Source organism: Parasphingorhabdus sp., from assembly GCF_039968395.1.
Classification (GTDB): Bacteria; Pseudomonadota; Alphaproteobacteria; order Sphingomonadales; family Sphingomonadaceae; genus Parasphingorhabdus.
Genome location: NZ_JBDVPV010000005.1, coordinates 84,950 through 107,382, shown reverse-complemented (window position 1 = coordinate 107,382; position 22,433 = coordinate 84,950). Strand labels below are relative to the sequence as shown.

19 protein-coding genes are annotated in these 22,433 nt (G+C 53.6%); 5 read left to right on the top strand and 14 right to left on the bottom strand.

The window, feature by feature from the left end:
• Nucleotides 1-173: 173 nt before the first annotated feature.
• From ABJI30_RS11225 to aspS, 4 genes are all read right to left on the bottom strand, one after another.
• On the bottom strand, nt 174-1,610 hold the full coding sequence (locus ABJI30_RS11225; protein ID WP_348016783.1) for an MFS transporter: 1,437 nt from the start codon (nt 1,608-1,610) through the stop codon (nt 174-176).
• A 154-nt stretch (nt 1,611-1,764) separates the two neighbouring features.
• Complete coding sequence (locus ABJI30_RS11220; RefSeq protein ID WP_348016782.1) at nt 1,765-2,550, bottom strand: polyphosphate kinase; 786 nt, start codon at nt 2,548-2,550, stop codon at nt 1,765-1,767.
• 40 nt (nt 2,551-2,590) lie between these two features.
• Entirely contained in the window at nt 2,591-3,469 is an 879-nt protein-coding gene (locus tag ABJI30_RS11215) for an alpha/beta hydrolase (protein ID WP_348025432.1), read from the bottom strand.
• A gap of 9 nt (nt 3,470-3,478) precedes the next feature.
• A complete protein-coding gene (gene aspS, locus ABJI30_RS11210) occupies nt 3,479-5,260 on the bottom strand; it encodes an aspartate--tRNA ligase (RefSeq protein WP_348016780.1) in 1,782 nt (593 codons plus the stop codon).
• Between the two features lie 211 nt (nt 5,261-5,471).
• Between aspS and rnd the strand changes: the two genes are divergently transcribed.
• A complete protein-coding gene (gene rnd, locus ABJI30_RS11205) occupies nt 5,472-6,659 on the top strand; it encodes a ribonuclease D (RefSeq protein ID WP_348016779.1) in 1,188 nt (395 codons plus the stop codon).
• Nucleotides 6,660-6,698: 39 nt separating this feature from the next.
• Here rnd and ABJI30_RS11200 read toward each other — a convergent pair whose 3' ends face one another.
• From ABJI30_RS11200 to ABJI30_RS11185, 4 genes are read right to left on the bottom strand one after another with little or no spacing between them, the layout of a single operon-like run.
• On the bottom strand, nt 6,699-8,204 hold the full coding sequence (locus tag ABJI30_RS11200) for a Ppx/GppA family phosphatase (RefSeq protein ID WP_348016778.1): 1,506 nt from the start codon (nt 8,202-8,204) through the stop codon (nt 6,699-6,701).
• A 10-nt stretch (nt 8,205-8,214) separates the two neighbouring features.
• Nucleotides 8,215-10,353 (bottom strand): RNA degradosome polyphosphate kinase, encoded by a 2,139-nt coding sequence (locus ABJI30_RS11195; RefSeq protein ID WP_348017808.1) that lies wholly within the window; start codon nt 10,351-10,353, stop codon nt 8,215-8,217.
• Nucleotides 10,354-10,401: 48 nt separating this feature from the next.
• Nucleotides 10,402-11,037 (bottom strand): DnaA/Hda family protein, encoded by a 636-nt coding sequence (locus tag ABJI30_RS11190; RefSeq protein ID WP_348016777.1) that lies wholly within the window; start codon nt 11,035-11,037, stop codon nt 10,402-10,404.
• Entirely contained in the window at nt 11,034-12,341 is a 1,308-nt protein-coding gene (locus tag ABJI30_RS11185) for a heavy-metal-associated domain-containing protein (RefSeq protein WP_348016776.1), read from the bottom strand. Before ABJI30_RS11185 ends, ABJI30_RS11190 begins: the two co-directional genes overlap by 4 nt.
• An 80-nt stretch (nt 12,342-12,421) precedes the next feature.
• Between ABJI30_RS11185 and purM the strand changes: the two genes are divergently transcribed.
• Both purM and purN read left to right on the top strand, forming a co-directional pair.
• Nucleotides 12,422-13,534 (top strand): phosphoribosylformylglycinamidine cyclo-ligase, encoded by a 1,113-nt coding sequence (gene purM, locus ABJI30_RS11180; protein ID WP_348017807.1) that lies wholly within the window; start codon nt 12,422-12,424, stop codon nt 13,532-13,534.
• Nucleotides 13,527-14,492 (top strand): phosphoribosylglycinamide formyltransferase, encoded by a 966-nt coding sequence (gene purN, locus ABJI30_RS11175; protein WP_348016775.1) that lies wholly within the window; start codon nt 13,527-13,529, stop codon nt 14,490-14,492. The genes purM and purN overlap by 8 nt, the downstream gene beginning before the upstream one ends.
• 179 nt (nt 14,493-14,671) lie before the next feature.
• Here the strand turns inward: purN and ABJI30_RS11170 are convergent, their stop codons facing one another.
• Nucleotides 14,672-15,328 carry a LuxR C-terminal-related transcriptional regulator gene (locus ABJI30_RS11170; RefSeq protein WP_348016774.1) on the bottom strand — a complete coding sequence of 219 codons (657 nt, stop codon included), beginning with the start codon at nt 15,326-15,328 and terminating at the stop codon, nt 14,672-14,674.
• Nucleotides 15,329-15,421: 93 nt separating this feature from the next.
• The gene (locus tag ABJI30_RS11165; protein WP_348016773.1) at nt 15,422-16,195 is read right to left on the bottom strand and encodes a glucose 1-dehydrogenase; all 774 of its coding nucleotides are present in this window, start codon (nt 16,193-16,195) and stop codon (nt 15,422-15,424) included.
• A gap of 78 nt (nt 16,196-16,273) precedes the next feature.
• On the opposite strand from ABJI30_RS11165, the gene ABJI30_RS11160 reads away from it, so the two are divergent.
• A complete protein-coding gene (locus ABJI30_RS11160; RefSeq protein ID WP_348016772.1) occupies nt 16,274-16,747 on the top strand; it encodes a nuclear transport factor 2 family protein in 474 nt (157 codons plus the stop codon).
• Between the two features lie 99 nt (nt 16,748-16,846).
• On the opposite strand, the gene ndk is transcribed toward ABJI30_RS11160, so the two are convergent.
• From ndk to ABJI30_RS11140, 4 genes are all read right to left on the bottom strand, one after another.
• Nucleotides 16,847-17,269: a nucleoside-diphosphate kinase gene (gene ndk / locus ABJI30_RS11155; RefSeq protein WP_348016771.1), complete on the bottom strand. Its 423-nt coding sequence runs from the start codon at nt 17,267-17,269 to the stop codon at nt 16,847-16,849.
• A gap of 118 nt (nt 17,270-17,387) precedes the next feature.
• Nucleotides 17,388-17,891, bottom strand: a complete 504-nt coding sequence (locus tag ABJI30_RS11150; protein ID WP_348016770.1) for a hypothetical protein — start codon at nt 17,889-17,891, stop codon at nt 17,388-17,390.
• An 81-nt stretch (nt 17,892-17,972) separates the two neighbouring features.
• Entirely contained in the window at nt 17,973-18,425 is a 453-nt protein-coding gene (locus tag ABJI30_RS11145) for a DNA polymerase III subunit chi (protein ID WP_348016769.1), read from the bottom strand.
• Between the two features lie 16 nt (nt 18,426-18,441).
• Nucleotides 18,442-19,896 carry a leucyl aminopeptidase gene (locus tag ABJI30_RS11140; RefSeq protein ID WP_348016768.1) on the bottom strand — a complete coding sequence of 485 codons (1,455 nt, stop codon included), beginning with the start codon at nt 19,894-19,896 and terminating at the stop codon, nt 18,442-18,444.
• A gap of 319 nt (nt 19,897-20,215) precedes the next feature.
• Between ABJI30_RS11140 and lptD the strand changes: the two genes are divergently transcribed.
• A complete protein-coding gene (gene lptD, locus ABJI30_RS11135) occupies nt 20,216-22,429 on the top strand; it encodes an LPS assembly protein LptD (RefSeq protein ID WP_348016767.1) in 2,214 nt (737 codons plus the stop codon).
• The last annotated feature ends 4 nt before the right edge of the window (nt 22,430-22,433 follow it).

Below are 22,433 nucleotides of genomic sequence, written 5' to 3'. Positions count from 1 at the left end.
ATATGCGCGCTAAATTTTGCTGACCCGCGCAAAGAATTAACAATCTGTTAGGCAATTTGCAACTCATCGCGTTTTTGGCGAAAAACAATGTGTTCCAATATGGCACAGTTCCAAAATCTGTTTTTTGCGTCCATGGCGGACACGACATCTCTGCGCTTCCGCACGCGCGATGATCAGTTGGTTTTGCGCGTTGCCAGTTCTCTCAGGGCTTGTTCATGCTTGTTACGGTCAATTTTGTAAAAACTGATTATCGTGATTACGGTCAGGAAAAGGCCCAATATTACTGGGACGTAGATCGCGCCCAGTCGCCATAATGTATCTTCAGATAGTTCGCCCTGCGTCGATCCGGCAGCTACCCCGGCGATCGACAGAACAAGGCCGGCAATCACGATGCCAAAACCCTCGCCGAATTTCCGCATGAACGTGGCAGCGGCAAAGAACAGGCCTTCAGACCGACGACCGGTTTTGACTTCGCCCTGCTCGACGAGATCTGCCATCATCGAAGCAGCCAGAATCTGATAACAGACGATCAGCGCGGTATCGATTGTATTGGTGATCAGCACCAGCCAGAAGATTTCGGGCGTTCCATTTTCCGGAAGCACGTCAATCAACCGCAAAAATATCGGCAACGGCATTCCGACAAATGCAATCAGCCCGACGATCAGCGCACCGCGTTTCTTGCCCAGTTTTTTCGTGACAAATGGCGCCAATGCCCCCCCGATAAAGGCCGAGAAAAACACACCGATTGTAATCGCGCCGATTTGTTCGGGTGAGAATCCCCAAAAATAGGTTGTGAAGTAAAATACCAGACCCGCAGCCAGGCCGCTGGCCGAAAACGCGATCAGCGATGCCGCAAACAGCGCAAAAAATGATGGGCTTGCAACCGTCAGATAAATGTCCTTGAATATTTTCTTTAACGTCAAGTCGCGCTTGGGCGGCGCCTGGCGCAGCCTGGGTATGTAGTGATGCGTTCCCAGCGCCGAGATCATGATTGCGGCAAACATGACCAGCGAACCGACCATGCCGTAAAAAGAATATGCATCCCGATTAAATTGACCATTGGCAATGGCTGCTGTCGCAAAAGCAGGAAAAATCAACACAAAAGCGATAACCGACATCGCGTTTCCGCCGGTCCAGCCAAAGAAATAGCGAAAGCTCAAAATGCTGCTGCGTTCATCATAATCGCTGGTGAGTTCCGGCGCGAGCGCAGTGCTGGGCGTTTCGTAGATGGTAATGAACGTCCTGATCGTGATTGCCAGAATAACGATATACCAGAACAGCGCCTGATCACTCCACCCTTCTGGCGGATTCCAGATAAAATAGTAGCTGACAGCCACCGGGATTGCTGCGGCATACATGAAGGGATGCCGGCGCCCCCATTTGGAGCGGAAATTGTCTGACCAATATCCGACAATCGGATCGCTGATCGCATCAAAAATCAGTGCGATGAAAATAGCGAGACTGACCAGACGCGCGTCGAGGCCAATGACCTGGGCATAGAATAGCAGCAGAAAATATTTCAGCCCCGCATCTTTGGCGCCATAAGCCACGGAGCCAAAACCATATGCTGTCTTCGTCCAGAAGGACGGTTTTCCGGTCGCGGCGGTCAAGCGATAGCTTCGATCAAATTGTCTCTCCCGTCGTCTCTGTGACGCTCTGTCTCTATGTTATTCAGAAAACACCGGAAACCGTCAAGTTTAACAGGGTGATTAAAAGTCGCTGACGCGCAAACCTCTGGTCGAAACAGGCTGTCCCGATAATAGCCTAATCTTCAGCTTCATACCCAAAGGCTTCCGCAGCCATCTTCACCAGCTCCGGATCGGCTTCCGGCAAATCATCCGGTAGCGCCGCTTCCAGTGTTTCCACAACATGGGTCATCGCTGCAATGCGGGCTGCTTTCTTGTCATTGCCGTCAATGACTTTCCACGGAGCCCAGCGGGTATCGGTATGTTTGAACATATCGTGCATGGCGTCGAGATACGCATCCCGCTTTGACCGGTTGCGAAAATCTTCTTCGGTGATTTTCCAGCGCTTGTGGGGCGTGTCCAGTCGGCGGGCAAAACGTTCGTCCTGCTTGTCCTGCGTTGTGTGAAAAAACAGTTTGATCATATGGGTGCCACCATCGATTTGCTGGGCTTCAAACTCGTTTATCTCGTCATAGCCGCGCGTCCAGTCGGCCTCGCTGCAAAAGCCTTCCACCCGTTCAACGAGCACCCGGCCATACCAGCTGCGGTCGAAAACCGCGATTTCCCGAGATCCCGGCAGTTTCTGCCAAAAGCGCCACAGGAAATGGCGGTCTTTTGCTTCCTTTGTCGGAGCGCCGACGGGATAAACTTCAAAATAGCGTGGATCCCATTCCGCGGTCATCCGGCGGATACAACCGCCCTTGCCGGCCGCGTCCCAGCCTTCAAAGACCAGGATAGTCCGATTGCCGTGAATGATGTGTTTGAAATGCACATCAGCGAGCCGCTCCTGCACTTCCTTCAGTGCGTCAGAATAATCGCCATCAAACTTGTCGCCGGATTCATAGTCAGATAATTTTATAGCCATCGCACCAGACTAAACGACATTCCATCCCAAAGCCAATGGGTTAACTGTGAATTTCCAGAATGAGGTCTGCGATGCGCTCCGGATCCTGCATGGCCATAAAATGTGTAAGGTCCGAAAGATAAACATCTGTTCCGTTTAGGAAATTACTGGCAAGCTCAGGCGGTGTAGGAGATGATGCGAAATCAAACATGCCTTCCTGTTTGATCTGGGGGGCCCGCAATATCGTGACCGGTTGAGCAATGCGATCCATGAGCGGCCAGGGGTCAACCGATGCACTGGTCGCATAGACCGATGCTTCCGACTGTGGCGGGCAAGCCAGTTCAAAACCGCCCTGACCATCTGTCAGCATGCCATGAACACAATAGTCCTTCAGCACGTCCGGATCCCATAACCGATAGGGGTGACGATCCTTGAATCGTTCGAACATTTCATCGGGCCCAGACCAGCTGTTGCGCCGCTTGGCAACCATGTGATTGGTGGCGCTATAGTCTGGCGGATCGAGATAGACTTCACGCTCCATGATCACCGGATCTACCAGTATCAACCGTCCAATGCGTCCAGTATTCCGGGCGGTGACTTGCACCAGACAATGGCCACCCATGCTGTGTCCGACACCAATATCGAAATTGATATTCAGCGATTCTGTCAGTTCAGCCGTGGCATCAGCGATCATCGCCCAATCGGAGATTTCAGGGCGGGCACTGCGACCATGACCGAGCTGGTCCACGGCAACGACATGGGTGCCAGCCGGAAAAGCAGCAATAACCTTGTCCCAGCACCGCGCATGAAATCCGGTTGCATGCAGCAGCAGGATCGACGTGCCCGCTCCGGGTTGCCCCCACTCGAACCAGCATATGTCACCATGACTCGATTTGAAGTAATTCTCGATCGGTTCAGTCGTCACTTGCCTGCCTGCCATACCTTGCAATTATTCCTTTGGAGGCTCGACAACGCGGATATGCAATTCGCGCAACTGCTTTTGCGACACGCCGCTTGGCGCGCTCATCATTAGGTCTTCCGCTTTCTGGTTCATCGGGAACAGAACAACTTCACGGATATTCGGTTCGTCGGCCAGCAGCATGACAATCCGGTCCACGCCCGGCGCAGACCCACCATGTGGCGGTGCGCCATATTTGAGCGCATTGATCATGCCGGAAAACTCGCTGTCGACTGCGGCCTTGTCATAGCCGGCAATCTCGAACGCCTTGTACATGATGTCCGGACGATGGTTTCGAATCGCGCCAGAAGACAGCTCAATGCCGTTACAGACAATGTCATATTGCCAGGCGAGGATATCGAGCGGGTCCTTGTTCTCCAGTGCTTCCATTTCACCTTGCGGCATGGAGAACGGGTTATGCGAGAAATCGAGCTTTTTCAGTTCTTCGTCATATTCGTACATCGGATAGTCAACGACCCAGCAGAATTTGAATTCATTTTCGTTGATCAGGTCCAGTTTTTCAGCAGCGCGGGTACGCGCGACACCGGCCAGTCGTGCCGCTTCCGCTTCCTTGCCAGCCGCAAAGAACACACCGTCATCGGGGCCGCAACCGAGATCGGCGAGCAATTTTGCGGTACCCTCTTCGCCATGATTTTTGGCAATCGGACCGCCCGCGGCACCCTCTTTCATATTGATGTAGCCGAGACCGGCAAAACCTTCGCCGCGCGCCCAGTTATTCATGTCGTCAAAAAACTTGCGGCTGTTCTTGCCGGCTTCCGGCGCGACAAACGCACGTACGGTGCCGCCACCGGATGTAATCTTGTCAAACAGTCCGAACCCGGAACCTTTGAAATGCTCGCTGACATCCTGAATGATGATCGGATTGCGCAGATCGGGTTTGTCAGACCCATATTTCAGCATCGCTTCCTTGTATGGAATACGTGGAAACTCGCCCGCAGGTGTGACGCTTTTGCCATTGGCAAATTCTTCAAACACGCCTGCGAGGACAGGTTCCAGTGCCTGAAACACATCTTCCTGCGTGACAAAGCTCATCTCGAGATCGAGCTGGTAAAATTCGCCGGGAGAACGGTCTGCCCGAGCATCTTCGTCGCGGAAACAGGGTGCGATCTGGAAATAGCGGTCAAAACCCGCCACCATCAGCATCTGTTTGAACATTTGCGGCGCCTGCGGCAATGCATAGAATTTCCCGGGATGGACCCGGCTTGGCACCAGATAATCGCGCGCGCCTTCGGGTGACGACGCCGTCAGGATCGGTGTCTGGAACTCGGTAAACCCTTGCTCTGTCATGCGATTGCGCAAAGAAGTGATCACCTGCGAGCGCAGCATCATGTTGGCGTGGACTTTCTCGCGCCGCAAATCGAGGAATCGATAGCGCAGGCGAATATCTTCCGGATATTCCTGTTCGCCAAAGACTGGCATCGGCAGCTCTTCCGCTGGCCCCTGCATTTCCACGGCTTCAGCGACCAGCTCGACTTCACCGGTTGGCAAGTTCGGGTTCACTGTTTCATCAGAGCGCGCCGCAACCTTGCCGGTAACCGTAATCACAGACTCCTTGCGTGCGGCATCCAGCATCTTGAACGCTTCGCTGCCTTCTTCACTGACGATCTGGGTCAGACCGAAATGATCGCGCAGATCGACAAACATCAAATTGCCATGATCACGGACGTTGTGAATCCAGCCCGACAGGCGGACTTCTTCGCCAACATTGGCGGTACGAAGCTGGGAGCAGTTGTGGGAGCGAAATGCGTGCATGATGAGCCCTATCAGAAGTTCAGCAGAAAAATTCAGTTGCTAGTTTTTATATGACTGCGCGTAACACAGGCCGGGACCCTGTTTGTCAAGGAAGAAGGTGCAATTGAGGGCCATAAACTGCCTGTAGCAAAGCACGGACGGGAGTAATTGATAATAGACAATCTCTATCGGAAATGTTTGCGGCTCTCGGTTCAGCTTGTATAGAACATCCATGAAAATTCATCCTCTGCTGACGGACAGTCAGGATATTGCCGATATTTGCCAACGCTTTTCGACCGCCGACTTTGTCGCAGTGGACACCGAGTTCATGCGGGAAAACACATATTGGCCTATCCTGTGCCTCATTCAGATCTCGGATGGCAAGGAAGCGGCCGCCATTGATCCTCTGGCCGAGAATGTGGATCTGGAGCCGTTGCTCGATCTGCTGGTGAATAACGAAGAGGTTCTGAAAATATTCCACGCCGGCGGGCAGGATGTCGAGATTATTCACAACATGACCGGCAAGACCCCTCACCCCATTTTCGACACGCAGGTTGCAGCCATGGCGTTGGGGCCGAGCGAACAAATTGGCTATGCCAATCTGGTCGACAGCTGGCTCGGTATCACATTGGACAAGGGCGCCCGTTTTACGGACTGGTCGCGGCGTCCGCTCAACAATCGGCAAATTGAATATGCGATTGGCGACGTCACACATCTTTCCGAAATATTCCCGATGATGCTGGAGAAACTCAAGGAAAGTGGTCGCGGCATATGGATAAATGGCGAAATGGAAAAGCTCGCCGATCCTGACAATTATGTAAATGATCCGGATGCCGCCTGGCGGCGGGTCAAGTTTCAAGGCCGAAATCTGGAATCGCTGGGACGGCTCAAAGCGCTGGCTGGCTGGCGTGAAAAGGAAGCCCAGTCGAAAGACCTGCCGAGAGGCAGAATCATGCGCGATGAAACTCTCGCGGACATTGCCGGCCATCCGCCAAAGGATCAATCCAGACTCGGTCAGGTTCGCGGACTTTCGAACGGCTGGAAAAACAATGATATTGGCGAACGTCTGATGGATGTGCTCTCCAATGCCGAGCCGCTGCCGCAAGAAGAATTACCCGATCGAAAAGGACGTCGCCCAAAGTTCGGAAAAGAAAACGCCCTTGTTGCGGATTTGCTCAAGCTGCTGCTCAAGATACGATCTGCAGAAATGAATGTCGCATCCAAATTGCTGGCGCGAGCGGATGATCTCGAGAAGATCGTCGGCGGGGAACGAGAAGGAGTAGCGCTGCTGGAAGGCTGGCGTTACGAAGAATTCGGCAAGGATGCCCTGGATTTGATCGAAGGCAGGATGAGCTTCACTGTCAAGGATGGCCGATTGAAAATGACCCATCAGCAAGAAGAAGAATCGAGCGAAGCCTGAACTCCTCGCCGTCACCCGGGAGACCTGTCTCGGAAATTACTATACCGTAACCAGAACCGCTTCGAGGTTCATCATGTTTGCCAATTGCTCATGTCGCTTGGCCACCGCTTCACCATATAAATCCTGCAGGTCTGCGGCCATCGAAAGTTCCAGGCGGCCGTCCACTTTCCGAAGTTTCGTTTGCTCCAGAGGATTGCGTGTCCCTCCGCTCAGCCGTTGCGCCAGTCGCATGGCAAGGCCCCAGCAGATTGCTCTTTCCGTAGCCTTTTCGTCAGCAAGCTTGCCGCCGCCCGGAAACACCTTGGCGCCCCCACCAAAACTTGTGAACAGGGTCTGGCCGAGCATTTCTCGCTCTGGCCCCATTATCCCGATCCAGTTTCCGTGCAGCCCCATGACCAATCCGCGTTCGGCGCGAAAATTCGGGTTGGCGCGCCAAGCCACGTCTCCCAGATTGCATGCGGCCTGTCTGATCCGTTGCCATTCGACCGGATCATTCGAGAAAATTTCTGCAATCCATTTGCCCAGCAACTTGCTGTTTGCCGGGAAACGAGCTTGTGAAGCTCCGGAATCTTCTGTCGCCATCAGCAACGGATCGCGTTTGCTCTCCTGCTTGCCAATGCCCTGGTACAGCATGCCTTCGCGAACCCCGTAGGCTGAGACAATCATGCGACTACTGCCCAGATAGCGCACGATAAACGAAAGCAGCCAGGCCGCATCATCGAGCGTGGGAATACGAGACGTCGAAAGTCCCGGGACAGCCTTCAGCTTGGCTTTGTCGAGTCTGGCAAGCCGGCTCACCAACCTCCGCGCCCGACTTGGTTCCATTTGATAATGATGGATAACCGGCAGTGGATAACCGCTGTCATGCATATCCAGCCGGGCAAGCGAGCGCCACGAACCGCCAACCAGATAAAATGGCAGATCTTCCACACCTTTCGGCCAACCCGTCGTTTTCAGCATCTTGCGAACCTGCCGTTTCAGCTTGTCTTTCCCCTTGGCTCGCAACTCGGCAATTCGAAGGACCCCAAGCGGGAAGGAGTATCTATCCGTGACCTGCCCGTTTTCAACGCGGGCCAGCTCCAGGCTACCACCGCCCAGATCACCGACGATGCCATTCGCTTCCGGTATCGCTGAAATAACGCCAAGTCCGGCAAGCTCTGCTTCTTCTTCACCCTGCAATATCTTCGTATCAATTCCGATTTTAAGTGCGGCGGCCAGAAAATCCTGCCCGTTGGAAGCATCCCGAACGGCCGCCGTTGCGAAACTTTCAATCGCATCGACCTCCATCTGCACACACAGACGGTGGAAGCGTTTCAATGCACCGATTCCCAATTTGAAGGAATCGTCGGATATGGCGCCGGTTGCCGACAATTCCCTGCCCAGACCGGCCATCATTTTTTCATTAAAAAGTATCGCCGGAACGCGGGCAGGACCTTGATACACAACGAGCCGAATGGAATTGGATCCAATGTCGATAATTGCCGTGCGACGGTTTTTCCGTGATGGCTTTTTCGCTCTCGTGATTTGCAGGGCCCCGACCTTCATATCTCCGCAATCACGCTTTGTTTTTGCGGCGGCGCAAGGACAGCCTCGGCACGGCGTTGCTTTTCTTGAGTGCCTTGCCTCGCCCTGACAATGAAGGGTTGGTCATGAAATAGCGATGGAGATTAAACGGTTTTGACGACTGCGCAATCCGTTCGTAACTGCCATCCGAATTCAATTCCCAGCTTTGTTCGTCATCAATCAGATTGGCCACCATGACCTGGTCGAGGATCTGGTCGTGGACGGTCTTGTTGGTGATCGGAATCATATATTCCACCCGCCGATCAAGATTCCGGGGCATCCAGTCCGCCGAGCTGATATATAATTTTGCCTTGTCGTTCGGCAAATCATCACCGTTTCCAAAGGCCCATATCCGGCTATGTTCCAGAAAGCGTCCGACTACAGATTTGACGCGGATATGGTCTGACATTCCCGGAACACCGGGACGCAGGCAGCATATCCCGCGAATGACCAGGTCAATTTCGACGCCAGCATTGCTTGCCGCATAGAGTTTTTCAATCAGCGCGGGATCAACTAGGGAATTCATTTTGGCCCAGATCATGCCAGGTATGCCGGCCCGTTCATTGGCAATTTCTCGGTCGATCAACGCCATCAGATCATCACGCATATAGCGCGGTGACATGGATATGAGTTCAAGCTTTTCGGGTTCGACATAGCCGGTAATATAGTTGAACAGCTGGGCCGCATCTCGCGCAGCCTTTGGGTCGGCTGTGAAAAAGCTCAGATCCGTGTAAATCTTTGCCGTCACCGGGTGGTAGTTTCCGGTGCCGAAGTGGCAATAGGTGCGATACCCTTCCTGTTCCTTGCGAACGACCATTGATATTTTCGCATGGGTCTTCCACTCGATAAACCCATAGACAACCTGGACGCCGGCGCGTTCCAGAGCACTGGCCCACAGCAGGTTTTGCTCTTCATCAAATCTGGCCTTGAGTTCGACAACAGCAGTTACCGATTTTCCGGCTTCAGCGGCATCGATCAGCGCACGAATAACAGCAGATTGCTTCCCAGCACGGTATAGCGTCTGCTTGATCGCCACGACTTCCGGATCAGCAGCGGCCTGACGCAGAAATTCGATGACCACTTCAAATGACTCATAAGGATGATGAACCAGTATGTCCTTGTCCCGGATTGCTGCAAAGCAATCCCCGCCATGTTCCCTGATCCGTTCCGGAAAGCGCGGGCTATATGGTGAAAACTTGAGATCGGGGCGATCTTCGTCGACCAGCAAATCAAGATCGTTCAGACCTATCAGGCCTTCGATACGGCTTTCCGTTGCTCCGTCCGTCAACAGATTTTCGCGCAACATCGCAACCACTGAATCGGACAGGCCGGGGCCCATTTCCAGCCGGATCACATCCCCGCGGCGGCGTCGTTTTATGGCGCTGCGGAAATAACGCACCAGATCTTCCGCTTCTTCTTCCACTTCAATGTCGCTGTCGCGGATGATCCGGAACAGGCCGCTATTGGTCACGTCATAACCCGGAAACAGCAGTGAGGAATAATAGCGGATGGCAGATTCAACAGATACGTAAACCGCGTTCTCGCGCGGTATCCGAATGAATCGGGGCAGCCCCGAAGGAATCATCACCAGTTCCCGGATGCGCTGCTGGTCGGACTTTCGCACGAGGTCAAAAACCAGGCTCATCCCCTTGTTGGGAATGAATGGAAACGGATGCGCAGGATCCAGCGCCTGCGGTGTCAGCACCGGAAAAATCTGATCGAGAAAATGCTGCTCGAGCCATGCTTTTCCAGCTTCATCCAGCTCCTCGACCGGCAAGACGGAAATATCTTCGCAGCTCAATTTATTCAGCAACTGGTTCCAGACCTCCTGCTGATGCTGCATTATGCGGTCGGCATGTTTGGCGATAGCGTTTAACTGCTGCGATGCTGTCAAGCCATCAGCTGACCGTTCTTCGATATTCTGGCGATATTGACCGACGAGACCTGCGAAGCGCACCATGAAGAATTCATCGAGATTGCTTCCCGATATCGATAGAAACCTGACGCGCTCCAGCAGCGGATGAGAATTGTTCTGCGCTTCTTCAATGACCCGCTCGTTAAATCCCAGCCAGCTCAATTCGCGATTGAAATAGCGCGCACCGCCGTCGTCACCGGTTAATTCCGGCAGCATCTGGCCAAGGTCGTCAATATTGGCGTCTTCTGGCATCAGATTGTCCATTTAACTGCCTGCTATTCCTTGCGCGTCATCACTCTGTCGGTGGTTTTGAAAGGCAAAGAGAATATCTTGTGCCACTCTTCTGGTAATCGATTTCTTCTGTTCGGTCGCGAGATTATCCATCTTTTGCGCCAAAATCTGAACATCCAGATAATTGCGGTCCATTCTTCTGGCGAGATAGGATGACGCATCTTCCGAAATCGCCAGACCGCGCGCTGCAAAAAACTTGTGAAACAGGCCTTTCAACATAGCCTCATCAGGTGGTCCGATTTCGATGAGAAGGGACGCAGCCAGCCTCGATCTCAAATCAGGCAATTCCACATTCCACGCGGATACCGGAAGACTTGATACGATCAGAAGAGGCTTTTGATCCTCTTGCACCAGATTCCAAAGGTGGAACAGCTCTTCACCGACTTCGCGTTCCGAAACTTCAAAACAGCGCCCGCCACTCATTCTGAGAAACTGTTCAGCCATGGCAGTTTTGCCGGACGCAGCCGGTCCGATCAATATCCCAACATTATTCGGCCAGTTTTCCCAGTCGAGCAATTGCGCGTCCACATTCGCATTTGCATCGGTTACAATATAGCCGTCATTGCCGCGTGATGGAGTGGTCTCCAGAGGAAGCGCAAACTGGCTCACTGTTCCGACCCGTTTCCTCCGGCAGATCCCCGACTGATCCGCAATGCGCCAGAGCCCTGTTGCACTTGCCAGCCCCGTGAACGGAGCGCGCTTGCCAGTGCTGACAGTTCGCCAGAATAAGTCACACGCATCACCGATACACCGCCCAGAGCGAGACTGGAGGTGGCAGCAGAAGACACGCCCGGAACGGATCGCAAAGAAGATTCTCCCTGTCCGACCGCGCCGACATCTGGCGTATCAAACTGGATTGATACATTGATTGCCGTGCTGGCTGGTTCAACCTCGACGCTGGTGCCGCTGCCTTCATTTGCAGCAGAAGAGGTTCCGCTTTCCACGGAATCGACGGAATCAGTCGCGCTTTCAGCCCCCAATTCTGCTTCCAGTGCCGCTTCCAGTGCATCGAGATCAAACGGATCTTCGATTTTCAGCGACTGGTCGGTTTTCAAAATGCCGCGGGACAGTGCACTGGAGTAGATCGAATCAAGGCGCGTGATCGCCTGATCCATCATCCCAGCAACACCTTCGCTGTTTCTCGATTTCAGGGTGAAGGTTTCAATGAATTTATTGTCGGGCCCGTAACGTGCCGTAAACTGGCCGGTCACCGGCCCGCCGGGATAGTCATGTTGAATTCGCGCGATCGGGATGATCACATCCGCGGCCCCGAACTGATCCAATATTGTGCGCCACCAGACCCGGTTGCGACGATCGGCCTGCCCGGCGGTGAGCACCAGCGATTCGCTGTCTGATCCAAAAGGCCGGACATAATCAATTGCGCTGTCGCCAGAACGATAGCGCGCCCAGGCTTTTTGCCATTCCGTGCGGTTTTCGAATACTTGCGGTGATCCGCCGCTCCACATGATCGGCAGGACCAGCAATGGCGGTGATCGCAATCGTTTTCCCCGGACGCCCAAAATCTGCCCGGCTCTGGCCCGGTCAAACATCACGCCCAGAGTCGCAATATATCTCCGGGGACCGATATTCTCTTCCTGCACAATGATCGCTGACACGATATTGTTGAGTGAACCATCCGACAAACCGGTCGTATCGCTGCCTTGTGTGCGCTTGTAGAGTAATTTCCAGGCTTTCCGCTGCGCCTCTTCCCAGCCCTTTTGGCGGGCCTCGAAAGCATTTTTCCCGCGGACATCGACTTCGACACCCATGACTTCAAAATCGCCGGTACTGGCCAGTGGCGCAACGCCGCGTTCCGTGCCCTCGAGCTGGGCATAGACAATTCCCGTTGCCAGAAAGGCAAGCACTGCGACTGCGGCCGCAATTTTGAACTTAAAGTCAGTCAAAAATCTCATTTCCGCTCTTTTGACGATTATGACATGGAAATCCAGCGGGGAGTTGTCTAATCGCCTATTGCATGAGTGACAAACAAAACATGACGCCTGATCAGCAACGAAACGAGTCGGAATCCTATACCTATGCGAAAGCAGGTGTATCAATTGCGGCAGGTAATGCTCTGGTCAAGGCCATCGCACCGCTCGCGAAAGCAACTGCCCGACCGGGAGCCAATGCCGAACTCGGCGGATTTGGCGGATTTTTTGATTTGAAAGCAGCGGGTTACGATGACCCTCTGCTGGTAGCAGCCAATGATGGAGTCGGCACCAAACTGAAGCTTGCTATCGATTATGATCGGCACGACAAGGTCGGTATTGATCTGGTGGCCATGTGTGTGAATGACCTGATCGTCCAGGGAGCCGAACCGCTTTTCTTTCTGGATTATTTCGCAACAGGAAAATTGGAAAACGGCGTGGCCGAACGTGTTGTTGCGGGCATTGCTGACGGGTGCAAAATGTCAGGCTGTGCGTTGATCGGCGGAGAAACGGCTGAAATGCCGGGCATGTATGCCGATGGCGACTATGACCTGGCCGGATTCTGCGTCGGCGCGGTCGAGCGTGAAAAGGCCGTGACGGGGGCACAAATCGAACCGGGTGACGTTCTGCTGGGACTCGAATCATCCGGCGTCCATTCAAACGGTTTTTCGCTTGTGCGCCGCCTCGCCGCCGACAAGGGCTGGAAGTTGGACCGCCCTGCCCTGTTTGATCCGGAAATCCTCTTGATTGAAGCGCTGATTGCTCCGACGCGAATCTATGTCCGATCCCTGCTTCCCGTGATGCAGTCCGGTAGAATCCGGGCTCTGGCTCACATTACCGGGGGCGGATTGCTTGAAAATATCCCGCGTGTGCTGCCGGATGGACTGCATGCCGATGTCGATGCAACAAGTTGGGAACAACCCAGGTTGATGGCTTTTCTTCAGGCCCAGGGGAATATCGAACCCGAGGAAATGGCGCGCACGTTCAATTGCGGCCTTGGCATGATCCTCGCTGTGGCGCCGGGTGACGTGGAATCTGTAACTTCCGATCTGGAATCGGCCGGTGAAAATGTGCGCCGAGTCGGAACCGTGCGGGAAGGCAAAAAAGGCTGCACGGTATCCGGCACGTCCGATACCTGGTCAGCGATGAAGGACTGGTCGGCAACCTACCATGGCTGAAAAGGCGCGAATCGCTATTTTGATCTCGGGACGGGGGTCCAATATGGGGGCCCTCATCTATGCCGCGAAATCTGACGACTGCCCTTATGAAATCATGCTTGTGGCTTCCAACGATCCTGATGCAGCCGGATTGAAACTCGCCAAAGCGGAGAATATTCCGACCTTCGCAGAACCGCACAAAGGCCGTTCGCGAGAAGAACATGACCAGATCATGCACGAAGCGGTCGTCGATGCAGGCGCTGACTATATCGTCCTGGCCGGATATATGCGGATATTGTCCGATAGCTTTGTCAGGAAATGGGCAGAGCGGATGCTGAACATCCATCCCAGCCTGCTCCCCAAATACAAGGGACTGAACACTTACCAGCGCGCGATCGATGCCGGAGACAGCCATAGCGGATGCAGCGTCCATCTGGTCACTCCGGAACTGGATGACGGCCCTGTCCTCGCGCAGACCGAAGTCGCGATATTACCGGATGACACCGCCGACAGTCTTGCCGAGCGGATTTTGATTGCCGAACATCAGTTATATCCCGACAGCCTCTCCCGTTACGTCACGCGCGAAGCCGACCCGGAGTGGATACTCGCACAGGTAAGGCAACACGCATTGGAACTGGACGAAACGCACGAACGGGCCAGCTTCGGTTCGCCAGGCTGGCGGGTTGGAAGTGAAAAGACCGGCAAATATTTTGCCTATTTTACACATCGGCTGCATGGAGAAGCTGGCATTGGACTGCTGGTCAAAACCACTGGCTTAGATGAACAATCGGCATTGCTCGAAGCCGATCCCGAGCTTTACTACCTGCCGAAATTTTACGGAAAAAGCGGCTGGATTGCAGTTCGCCTTGATACCGGCCGCACCGACTGGGACCATATTGCAGACTGGCTGGCCAAAAGCTGGCGCATGGTCGCGCCCAAAAAATTGGTTAAACTCCAACAGATTGCTGACGAGTTTTAAAATATTTTCAAGGTAATTGCATCGTAGACCGGAGAGATATTTTGGCGACACGGAGGAGGGAGGAGTGTCGACCGGATATCGAGAACTTTGGGAGATCGTCTCCGTCCACGATGCTTGTTGCTTATGGCTGTCCGATCGGATTCGATCGATACGGTAATTGGGACGTAGAGGCTTTTGACCTACATTCCTGCCTCAACCGCCAGCCTGACCATGTCCGCTGCGCTCGGTGCTTCCAGTCGCTTCATGAGAATGGCGCGGTGCATTTTAATCGTGCGCTCACTCAAACTCAGCTCGTGCGCGATCTGCTTGTTCAGAAGGCCCTTGGCAATATATCCCAGCACCTCCCGTTGACGCTTGGACAGATCTTTCACGATTTCAATTGCCCGCATCTTTCGCGCCTTGGACAGACTGGGTTCGTTGCTTTCAATCTCGACCTGCGATCCCAGAAAATATTCCAGTTCGCCATGTTCATCAAATAACGGTGCAACCAGTACGGCATTCTGAAAAGGTGTTCCGTCTCTCTTGTAGTTTAGTATTTCAACGAGAACCGACTTGTTATCCCGAACACCCCGTCGAATTTCCTCAGACAGCCAGGGTTCAGTAGCAGGTCCCGCGAGAAAGCGGCAGTTTCTGCCGATAATATAGTTCGAATCATAGCCTGTGAGGTCGGTAAACGCCTGATTGGATGCCACGATCGGATTGTCGGGCAACCGGGGATTACTGATCACCGAAGCAATCGGGCTGCGATCGATAAGCGAACTTATGGATGCCGGAGGAGCCGGCACTTTCTGAACCGGCTGTGGTTCAACAGCTTCCTTTTTTCCCTCCTTGGTCATGGCGGTGAGTTTAGTCCATCCGCACCGGGCATAGCAAGCGCAATGCTTGGGAACATGATCAGGTCATGCAATCATCATGGTGCCCCATATTCTCTACGGGACGACCCCTTCCACGACAGATTTGGCATTGTCGACACGAATTGCAGCACCGTTGATAAATTTGGATTCGTCAGAAGCCAGAAACAGGACGGTATGTGCAATATCATCCGGTTCACCCAGCGCACTTGGAGCCGGACCTTCACTGGCGGGGCGCAAATCATCCCGTCCCATCACTTTCGGACCAATCTCTTCCACCATCGGGGTCAGAATACCGGCCGGATGCACGCTGTTGCAGCGGATATCATACTGATTATTCGCACAATGTACGGCGACACTGCGGGTCAGGCTCTCGACGGCACCCTTGGCAGCGGCATATGCGACTACGATCGGTTCGCCCTGAACAGAAGCAATCGAACACATGTTGATGATTGAACCGCCACCGGAATTTTTCATGGCCGGTACGGCATGTTTGCAACCGAAAAACGTCCCGTCTGCACTCACCGCCATGACGAACCGATATTCGTCGGTGGTTTGGGTTTCTATGGTACCGGGCTCAACAACGCCGGCATTGTTGACCAGAATATCCAGCTTGCCGTGCCGCGACACAACATCCGCGATCAAATTTTCCCACTGAGCTTCGTCGCGGACGTCATGCACGTGAAACTCGGCTTCGGCACCAATCTCGTCGGCAACCCGCTTTCCATTTTCGGTATCCATGTCCGTCAGCACCACCGTAGCGCCTTCCCGAGCGAACATGCGTGCATCCGCTTCTCCGAGCCCTTTTGCCGCTCCTGTTATTATTGCCACTTTTCCTTGAAGCCTGCCCATGTCTAATCTCCCAATCGTTCAGCCATTCCTAGTTGGCACCGCGCCGATTGGGCACTGATAAAATGAGAGAGGTTCAGAATGGACATTGCCGACAAACTATGGGCACGCGAAGAAATTCGGGACATTTTACATCGCTACTGCAAAGGTATTGATCGCCGTGATTGGGACCTCGTGCGCGCGTGCTTTGCCGATGACCACGTCCACAAGCACGGTGAATTTGAAGGTCCGGCCGATGAATTTATCGGTTTCGCCAGTGAGATCCTGAAAAAGGTTCCCGCAACACATCACAGTATTTCGAACGTGCATATCGATCTGTCGGATGATGGAACAAAAGCGACAACCGAAGCCAATTTTGTGGCCTATCACTATATCGAAGCCGGAGTGCCAGAATTTGGACCGGTGCCAACCGGCGGCAAGACTACCGACTGGATTGTGGCGGGCCGCTATTGCGATCACCTTGAAAAACGGGATGGCAGCTGGATCATTGTCCGGCGCGAAGCGTTTCATGACTGGGAACGCTATGATGAGGCAAATGAACCGCAGGGCAGTTAGGGCTGGTCAGGCCCAAATTCAAATGGCTCAAATTCAAATGGCTCAGAATCAATTAGCCCGGCTTTCGCCGGGCCAATCTATCGCAATTTCGTGATTTGCTTATCCGACGATTTCGTCGTCGTTGAAGAAATAGGCGATCTCGATCGCAGCATTCTCGTCGCTGTCTGATCCGTGAACGCTATTGGCTTCGATGCTTTCGGCATGTTCCGCGCGAATAGTGCCGGGCGCGGCATCTGCAGGATTGGTCGCACCCATGATGTCGCGGTTGCGCTGCATGGCATTTTCACCTTCAAGAACCTGCACAACGCAAGGACCACTGGTCATGAATGCCACCAGTTCGCCGAAAAACGGGCGTTCCTTGTGAACGGCGTAAAAGCCTTCCGCCTGGGCCTGGGTCATGTGAATGCGCTTGGAAGCAACCACGCGCAACCCGGCTTCTTCAAGCATTTTTGTAACTGCGCCTGTAAGATTGCGGCGGGTTGCATCTGGTTTGATGATCGAAAATGTCCGTGTGCCGGCCATGTTATGCTCCATATTTTTGGGAATATCTGTAAAGTTGCGCAGCCCCTAGCCGCTGACGGCAGGCAAGGCAAGCTTTAGCGATAAGGCCCTGTCAATCAGATCAGGCCCGTCTCAATCCTCAGTTATTGCCACCGGCAATCAGAGTTCCTGTAACGCCGCCCTTGCCATCTTTGGTGATCGAAATATTGACACCTTCGCCATCATCCCGCTCGCCGCCGATCATCTGCATGTCTCCGGCCTTCACCTCTGTGCCTATCTTGATCCCCTTGGCCTTCAGCTGATCCTTGTAGAACTCGACGACATCATCCTGATCATCCGTCGTGGAAAACACAATCATCGCGCCAGATTTGCCATCCCCCATGCCGGTCATGCTGCTTTCGACCGTCGCTCCCGGATAGAGCTCAATCCCCATGGGAAGGTCTTTGGCCGCTTTCGAGCCTGTGGCGATCCGTATCTCTCCGTCTTCCGACTTGATCACCGTCTCGCTGGCGTCGTCGTCACCGCTAATTGAGTAGCTTCCTTTACCGCCTTCACCATCGTCAAATGTTCCCGACGCAACTTCATCATTGCCGCCACAGGCGGAAACCAGAAATATGGCGGGAAGAATCAGAATTTTGTTCATGCGAAAAGCTCCATCATTCAATATGGCACGACCACGGACGAAATTATGCGCAAAGACAAAAAAGCGCAAACTTTGATTCTGTCAGGGTCCCTGAACCCAGCGACCACCATCCTGTTTCCAATAGCGCGGTGTCACATTCTCTCGTGTCGACAGATCGCGCCAGGCCTGACGGGCGGCATCAACTTCCTTTTGTGTGAACAGGTAGAATGTCCGGTCAAAATCCAGTGCTTCATCACGCCATTGTCCGTCTGACAGTGCAACGAACCTGGCCTGATTGACCGGATCACACTCATCCGAAATGAGAACAGGCTGCAGTTTGTCCTCCGGGCATCCGACAATTCCGTGCGCCAGAAAACTGGCAGGACCTGAATCCCATAGCGCTGCGGACATTTTTTCAATCTGTTCAAAATCACTGGAAACCAGCAACAGTTTATCGCCGCCATCCAGCGTCTTTTGCGCCAGAACAGCCACCAGTTTTTCCACCGGATCACGGGTCAGATAATAGAAATCAACCTGTTTCTGCTCAGATGACACGGATCAGCATATCCTGCTATTCGAAATTGTCCGCTACATATTGATCCAGAAGCCGCACGCCAAAGCCGGTTGCCCCCTTGTCCCAGACCGGACCGGGTTTATCCGCCCAGACCATTCCGGCAATATCCAGATGAGCCCATTTGACACCATCCTGAATGTAACGCTGGAGGAACTGTGCAGCGGTGATTGAACCGGCACCTTTTCCGCCCACATTTTTCATATCGGCAATCGGTGAGTTGATCTGCTTGTCATAAGCCGCGGTCAACGGAAAACGCCACAACGGGTCGCCTGCATTTTTACCGGCATCAAGCAATTTCTCGGACAAGCTGTCATCATTGCTGAAACAACCCGCATGCTCGTTCCCCAACGAAACGATGATCGCACCGGTCAATGTCGCGAGGTTGATCACCACTTCCGGTTCGAAGGTTTCCTGCGTCCAGTGCAGTGCGTCACACAGGACCAGACGCCCTTCAGCATCGGTGTTGATAACTTCAATGGTCTGACCGCTCATGCTGGTCACCACGTCACCTGGTCGTTGCGCGTTACCGTCCGGCATGTTCTCGACCAGTCCGCAAATACCCACGACATGCGCCTTGGCCTTGCGTCCGGCCAAAGCTTTCATGGTTCCGGCGACCGCACCGGCTCCGCCCATGTCCCATTTCATGTCTTCCATGCCGCCGGGCGGTTTCAGGGAAATGCCGCCGGTATCAAATGTGACACCTTTGCCAACCAGAGCCAGCGGTTTTTTCTGAGCACCGCCCGTGCCGTCCCAGCGCATGGCGAGCATCCGCGGAGGCCTCACAGATCCCTGTGAAACACCCAGCAATGCGCCCATGCCGAGCTTTTCCATCTCGTCCTGACCCAGTACCGAAATCTCGACGCCCAGATCCTTTAGTTCCTCGCAGCGCGCAACAAAGCTCTCTGGATAGATGACATTAGCCGGTTCGGACACGAGTTCCCGCGTCAGCGACACGCCGTCAGCAACGGCCGAGAGATCCTGCCAGCCCTTGGAAGAACCGAGATCATCATCAAGCACCGTTATCGCTTCGAGAGTAGGCTTTTGATTCTCGGGCATTGTCGTGCGGTATTTGTCGATTCGCCAGGTGCGCAATTTTGCGCCGAATGCCAGGCGCGCAGTCTGATCTGCCTTCAGACCCTGTCCCGAAATGGCCAGATGCCTGGCACCCGACGTCATCAGTTTGGCGATAATCGCTCCTCCGGCAGTTTCCATGTCCTGCCGTTTGCCGCTACCGATACCCGTGAGGATGATCTGGACAACATCGTCGCCCTCGCTGACGAACGTCTGGAACGTCTGTCCGGTCTTTCCCTCAAACCGCGCAGCGGCCGCTGCTGTCGTGATCAATACAGATTGTTCCAGCGGCAATTGCAGGGCACTCAGTCCATCCTTGCCAACCGCAAATGCCATTGCGTCTGGTGTTCCGTCGGGGCGGGCAGCAAAGGTAAATTTCATCAAACGGGCTTCCTTATATGTCGTATCATTCTGGTCATTTGCGGAGTCCTCATGCTCCGTTCAGGGACAATCAATGAAAGATTGGGTCAGTCAATGCAACGATCATTTGAGAAGATCGGCTGCAAAATCAGATTGTCACCTGATATTGCAACCGGAAGGGAACTGGATAGCGGAATGATGACATTTGAACCCAAAATATTTGCAGCGCGCGCAATCAGGTGCAATAGGCGTTGAACAAAGCTGATTATGAGCTAAATGCCCAACAAAATTTCGTATTTTGCGAGTTTGTTTCGGAACCCAAGGTGAGTTGAGCCAGTCGATGAAATCTTCAATTGCACTTGTTGCTTTGGCTGCTTTCTGCGCTATCCCGGTACATGCCACCGCGCAGGTTCCGGCCGGGAATGTGCAAGCGGAAAAGCAGAATTCAGAAGAAATCGAATTTAGCGCTGATACTCTGGAATATGATTTCGAGAACGACGTTGTAAGCGCCAAAGGCAATGTCATACTGAACAGGGACGGATACCGCGTTCTGGCGGAACGTGTGGTCTGGAATCGCAAGACAGGTCTGGTCACGGCTGATGGTGATGTGCGCTCCACCAGCCCGGACGGCGATATCGTTTACAGCGAAAAAATTGTCCTGACCGATACGCTTCGTGACGGAATGGTCGAAAATCTGCTGCTCGTGCTGGATGACGGGGGGCGTCTCGCAGCGCGCAAGGGCGAACGATTTGCAGATGGGTCCATGGCCCTGGATGTTGCAGCATATACCGCGTGTGCGGTGACAACTGAAGAAGGATGCCCAAAACAGCCAAGCTGGCAGATCAAAGCCGTCCGGGTCCGCTATGATCCGGACAATAAAAGGGTAAGCTATGAAGGAGCGCGAATTGAAATATTCGGGCTGCCTGTTATCCCGTTGCCGGGATTGTCGCATCCGATCAGCAACGAACATCGCAGCGGCCTGCTGGTTCCCAATCTGAGAATCGATTCAACCAACGGCGTCGCGATATCTGTCCCCTATTATTTCAACATCGCGCCCAATCAGGATGCAACGGTTACAACACAGGTGTTCACCGAGGTCGCGCCATTGATCAGCGGGAATTTTCGTCATCTGGATGACAAGGGTGCATTCCAGATCACTGGCTACGCGACCTACGGATCGCGAATTCCGACTGCGGCAACCGGCCCGGTACCGAATGCCCAGAAGGATTTCCGCGGCTATTTTGAAACCAGCGGCCGATTTAAACTGAACGAGAACTGGACGGTGACCCAATCGGCCCGGATCGTGTCTGATCGCACATTTCTGCGCCGCTACGACATTAGTGATGATGACAGCCTGCGATCGACGATCAATCTGGAACGCATTGATGACAGCAGCTATTTTTCACTCGCAGGATGGGCTTTTCAGACATTGCGGACAAACGATCCGCAAAGTCAGGTTCCCATCGCGCTGCCCATGCTGGATTATCGCAAACGCCTGAGTGATCCTATTTTGGGCGGTCAAACCCAGATCCAGATAAACAGCCTCGCAATCGAGCGCACAGCCGGACAAGACACACAAAGAGCGTTTGCCTCCGCCCGATGGGATTTGCGTAAGCTGACCAAAATGGGTCAGGAAATCACATTGACCGGGTTTGCGCGTGGCGATGTCTATCACAGCGATGACAATGATTTGAACACTGTTGCCGTTTACCGGGGCAATGGCGGTTGGCAGGGCCGAGGCATTGTCAGTGCTGCTCTCGATGTCAAATGGCCCTTTATCGGCAAGGCTTTTGGCGGCACGCAAACGATCACACCGCGCTTTCAAATCGTGGCGACCCCCAATATTTCCAATCCCACTCTGCCAAACGAAGATTCGCGCGCCGTTGATCTGGAAGACACCAATCTCTTCTCGCTGAACCGCTTTCCCGGATATGACCGATATGAAGATAATGTCAGAGCCAGCTATGGAATAGAATGGAACCTCATCCGGCCTAATTTGAGCGTCAACACAATTTTGGGTCAGAGCTATCGGCTGGAGAATAATACGGACATTGTTCCAAACGGAACAGGGCTGTCAGAGCGGTTTTCTGATGTGGTGGGACGAACCAACGTCCGGTTCAAGGATATCGTAAAATTCACCCATCGTTTCCGGCTCGACAAAGATAGCTTTGCAGTTCGGCGAAATGAAATTGATGCAACTGTGGGGTCCAAAAGCACCTATGCACAAATTGGCTATCTCCGTCTGAACCGGGATATAGGCCCTCAAGTGGAAGACCTTCGGGATCGCGAGGAAGTCCGGATTGGTGGCAGATTTCAGGTCGACAAATACTGGTCGGTATTTGGGTCCGCCATTGTCGACCTTACCGATCAGAGAGAAGATCCCACATCATCTGCAGATGGTTTTGAACCCGTTCGTCATCGGCTGGGCGTAGCCTATGATGACGGCTGCCTGTCGCTCGGTGTGACGTGGAGATATGACTATGAGGATACCGGTGATGCCGCACGAGGCAGCACTTTCCTATTCCGACTGGCCTTGCGCAACCTTGGTGTGTAAAGCC

Coding starts and splice junctions, on each gene's coding strand:
- purM (WP_348017807.1), top strand. CDS start 12,422: ATGACGCCTGATCAGCAACGAAACGAGTCGGAATCCTATACCTATGCG.
- aspS (WP_348016780.1), bottom strand. CDS start 5,260: ATGCACGCATTTCGCTCCCACAACTGCTCCCAGCTTCGTACCGCCAAT.
- ABJI30_RS11165 (WP_348016773.1), bottom strand. CDS start 16,195: ATGGGCAGGCTTCAAGGAAAAGTGGCAATAATAACAGGAGCGGCAAAA.
- rnd (WP_348016779.1), top strand. CDS start 5,472: ATGAAAATTCATCCTCTGCTGACGGACAGTCAGGATATTGCCGATATT.
- ABJI30_RS11140 (WP_348016768.1), bottom strand. CDS start 19,896: ATGAAATTTACCTTTGCTGCCCGCCCCGACGGAACACCAGACGCAATG.
- ABJI30_RS11195 (WP_348017808.1), bottom strand. CDS start 10,353: ATGCTGCCGGAATTAACCGGTGACGACGGCGGTGCGCGCTATTTCAAT.
- lptD (WP_348016767.1), top strand. CDS start 20,216: ATGAAATCTTCAATTGCACTTGTTGCTTTGGCTGCTTTCTGCGCTATC.
- ndk (WP_348016771.1), bottom strand. CDS start 17,269: ATGGCCGGCACACGGACATTTTCGATCATCAAACCAGATGCAACCCGC.
- ABJI30_RS11220 (WP_348016782.1), bottom strand. CDS start 2,550: ATGGCTATAAAATTATCTGACTATGAATCCGGCGACAAGTTTGATGGC.
- ABJI30_RS11170 (WP_348016774.1), bottom strand. CDS start 15,328: ATGACCAAGGAGGGAAAAAAGGAAGCTGTTGAACCACAGCCGGTTCAG.
- ABJI30_RS11200 (WP_348016778.1), bottom strand. CDS start 8,204: ATGAAGGTCGGGGCCCTGCAAATCACGAGAGCGAAAAAGCCATCACGG.
- ABJI30_RS11185 (WP_348016776.1), bottom strand. CDS start 12,341: ATGAGATTTTTGACTGACTTTAAGTTCAAAATTGCGGCCGCAGTCGCA.
- ABJI30_RS11215 (WP_348025432.1), bottom strand. CDS start 3,469: ATGGCAGGCAGGCAAGTGACGACTGAACCGATCGAGAATTACTTCAAA.
- ABJI30_RS11150 (WP_348016770.1), bottom strand. CDS start 17,891: ATGAACAAAATTCTGATTCTTCCCGCCATATTTCTGGTTTCCGCCTGT.
- ABJI30_RS11160 (WP_348016772.1), top strand. CDS start 16,274: ATGGACATTGCCGACAAACTATGGGCACGCGAAGAAATTCGGGACATT.
- purN (WP_348016775.1), top strand. CDS start 13,527: ATGGCTGAAAAGGCGCGAATCGCTATTTTGATCTCGGGACGGGGGTCC.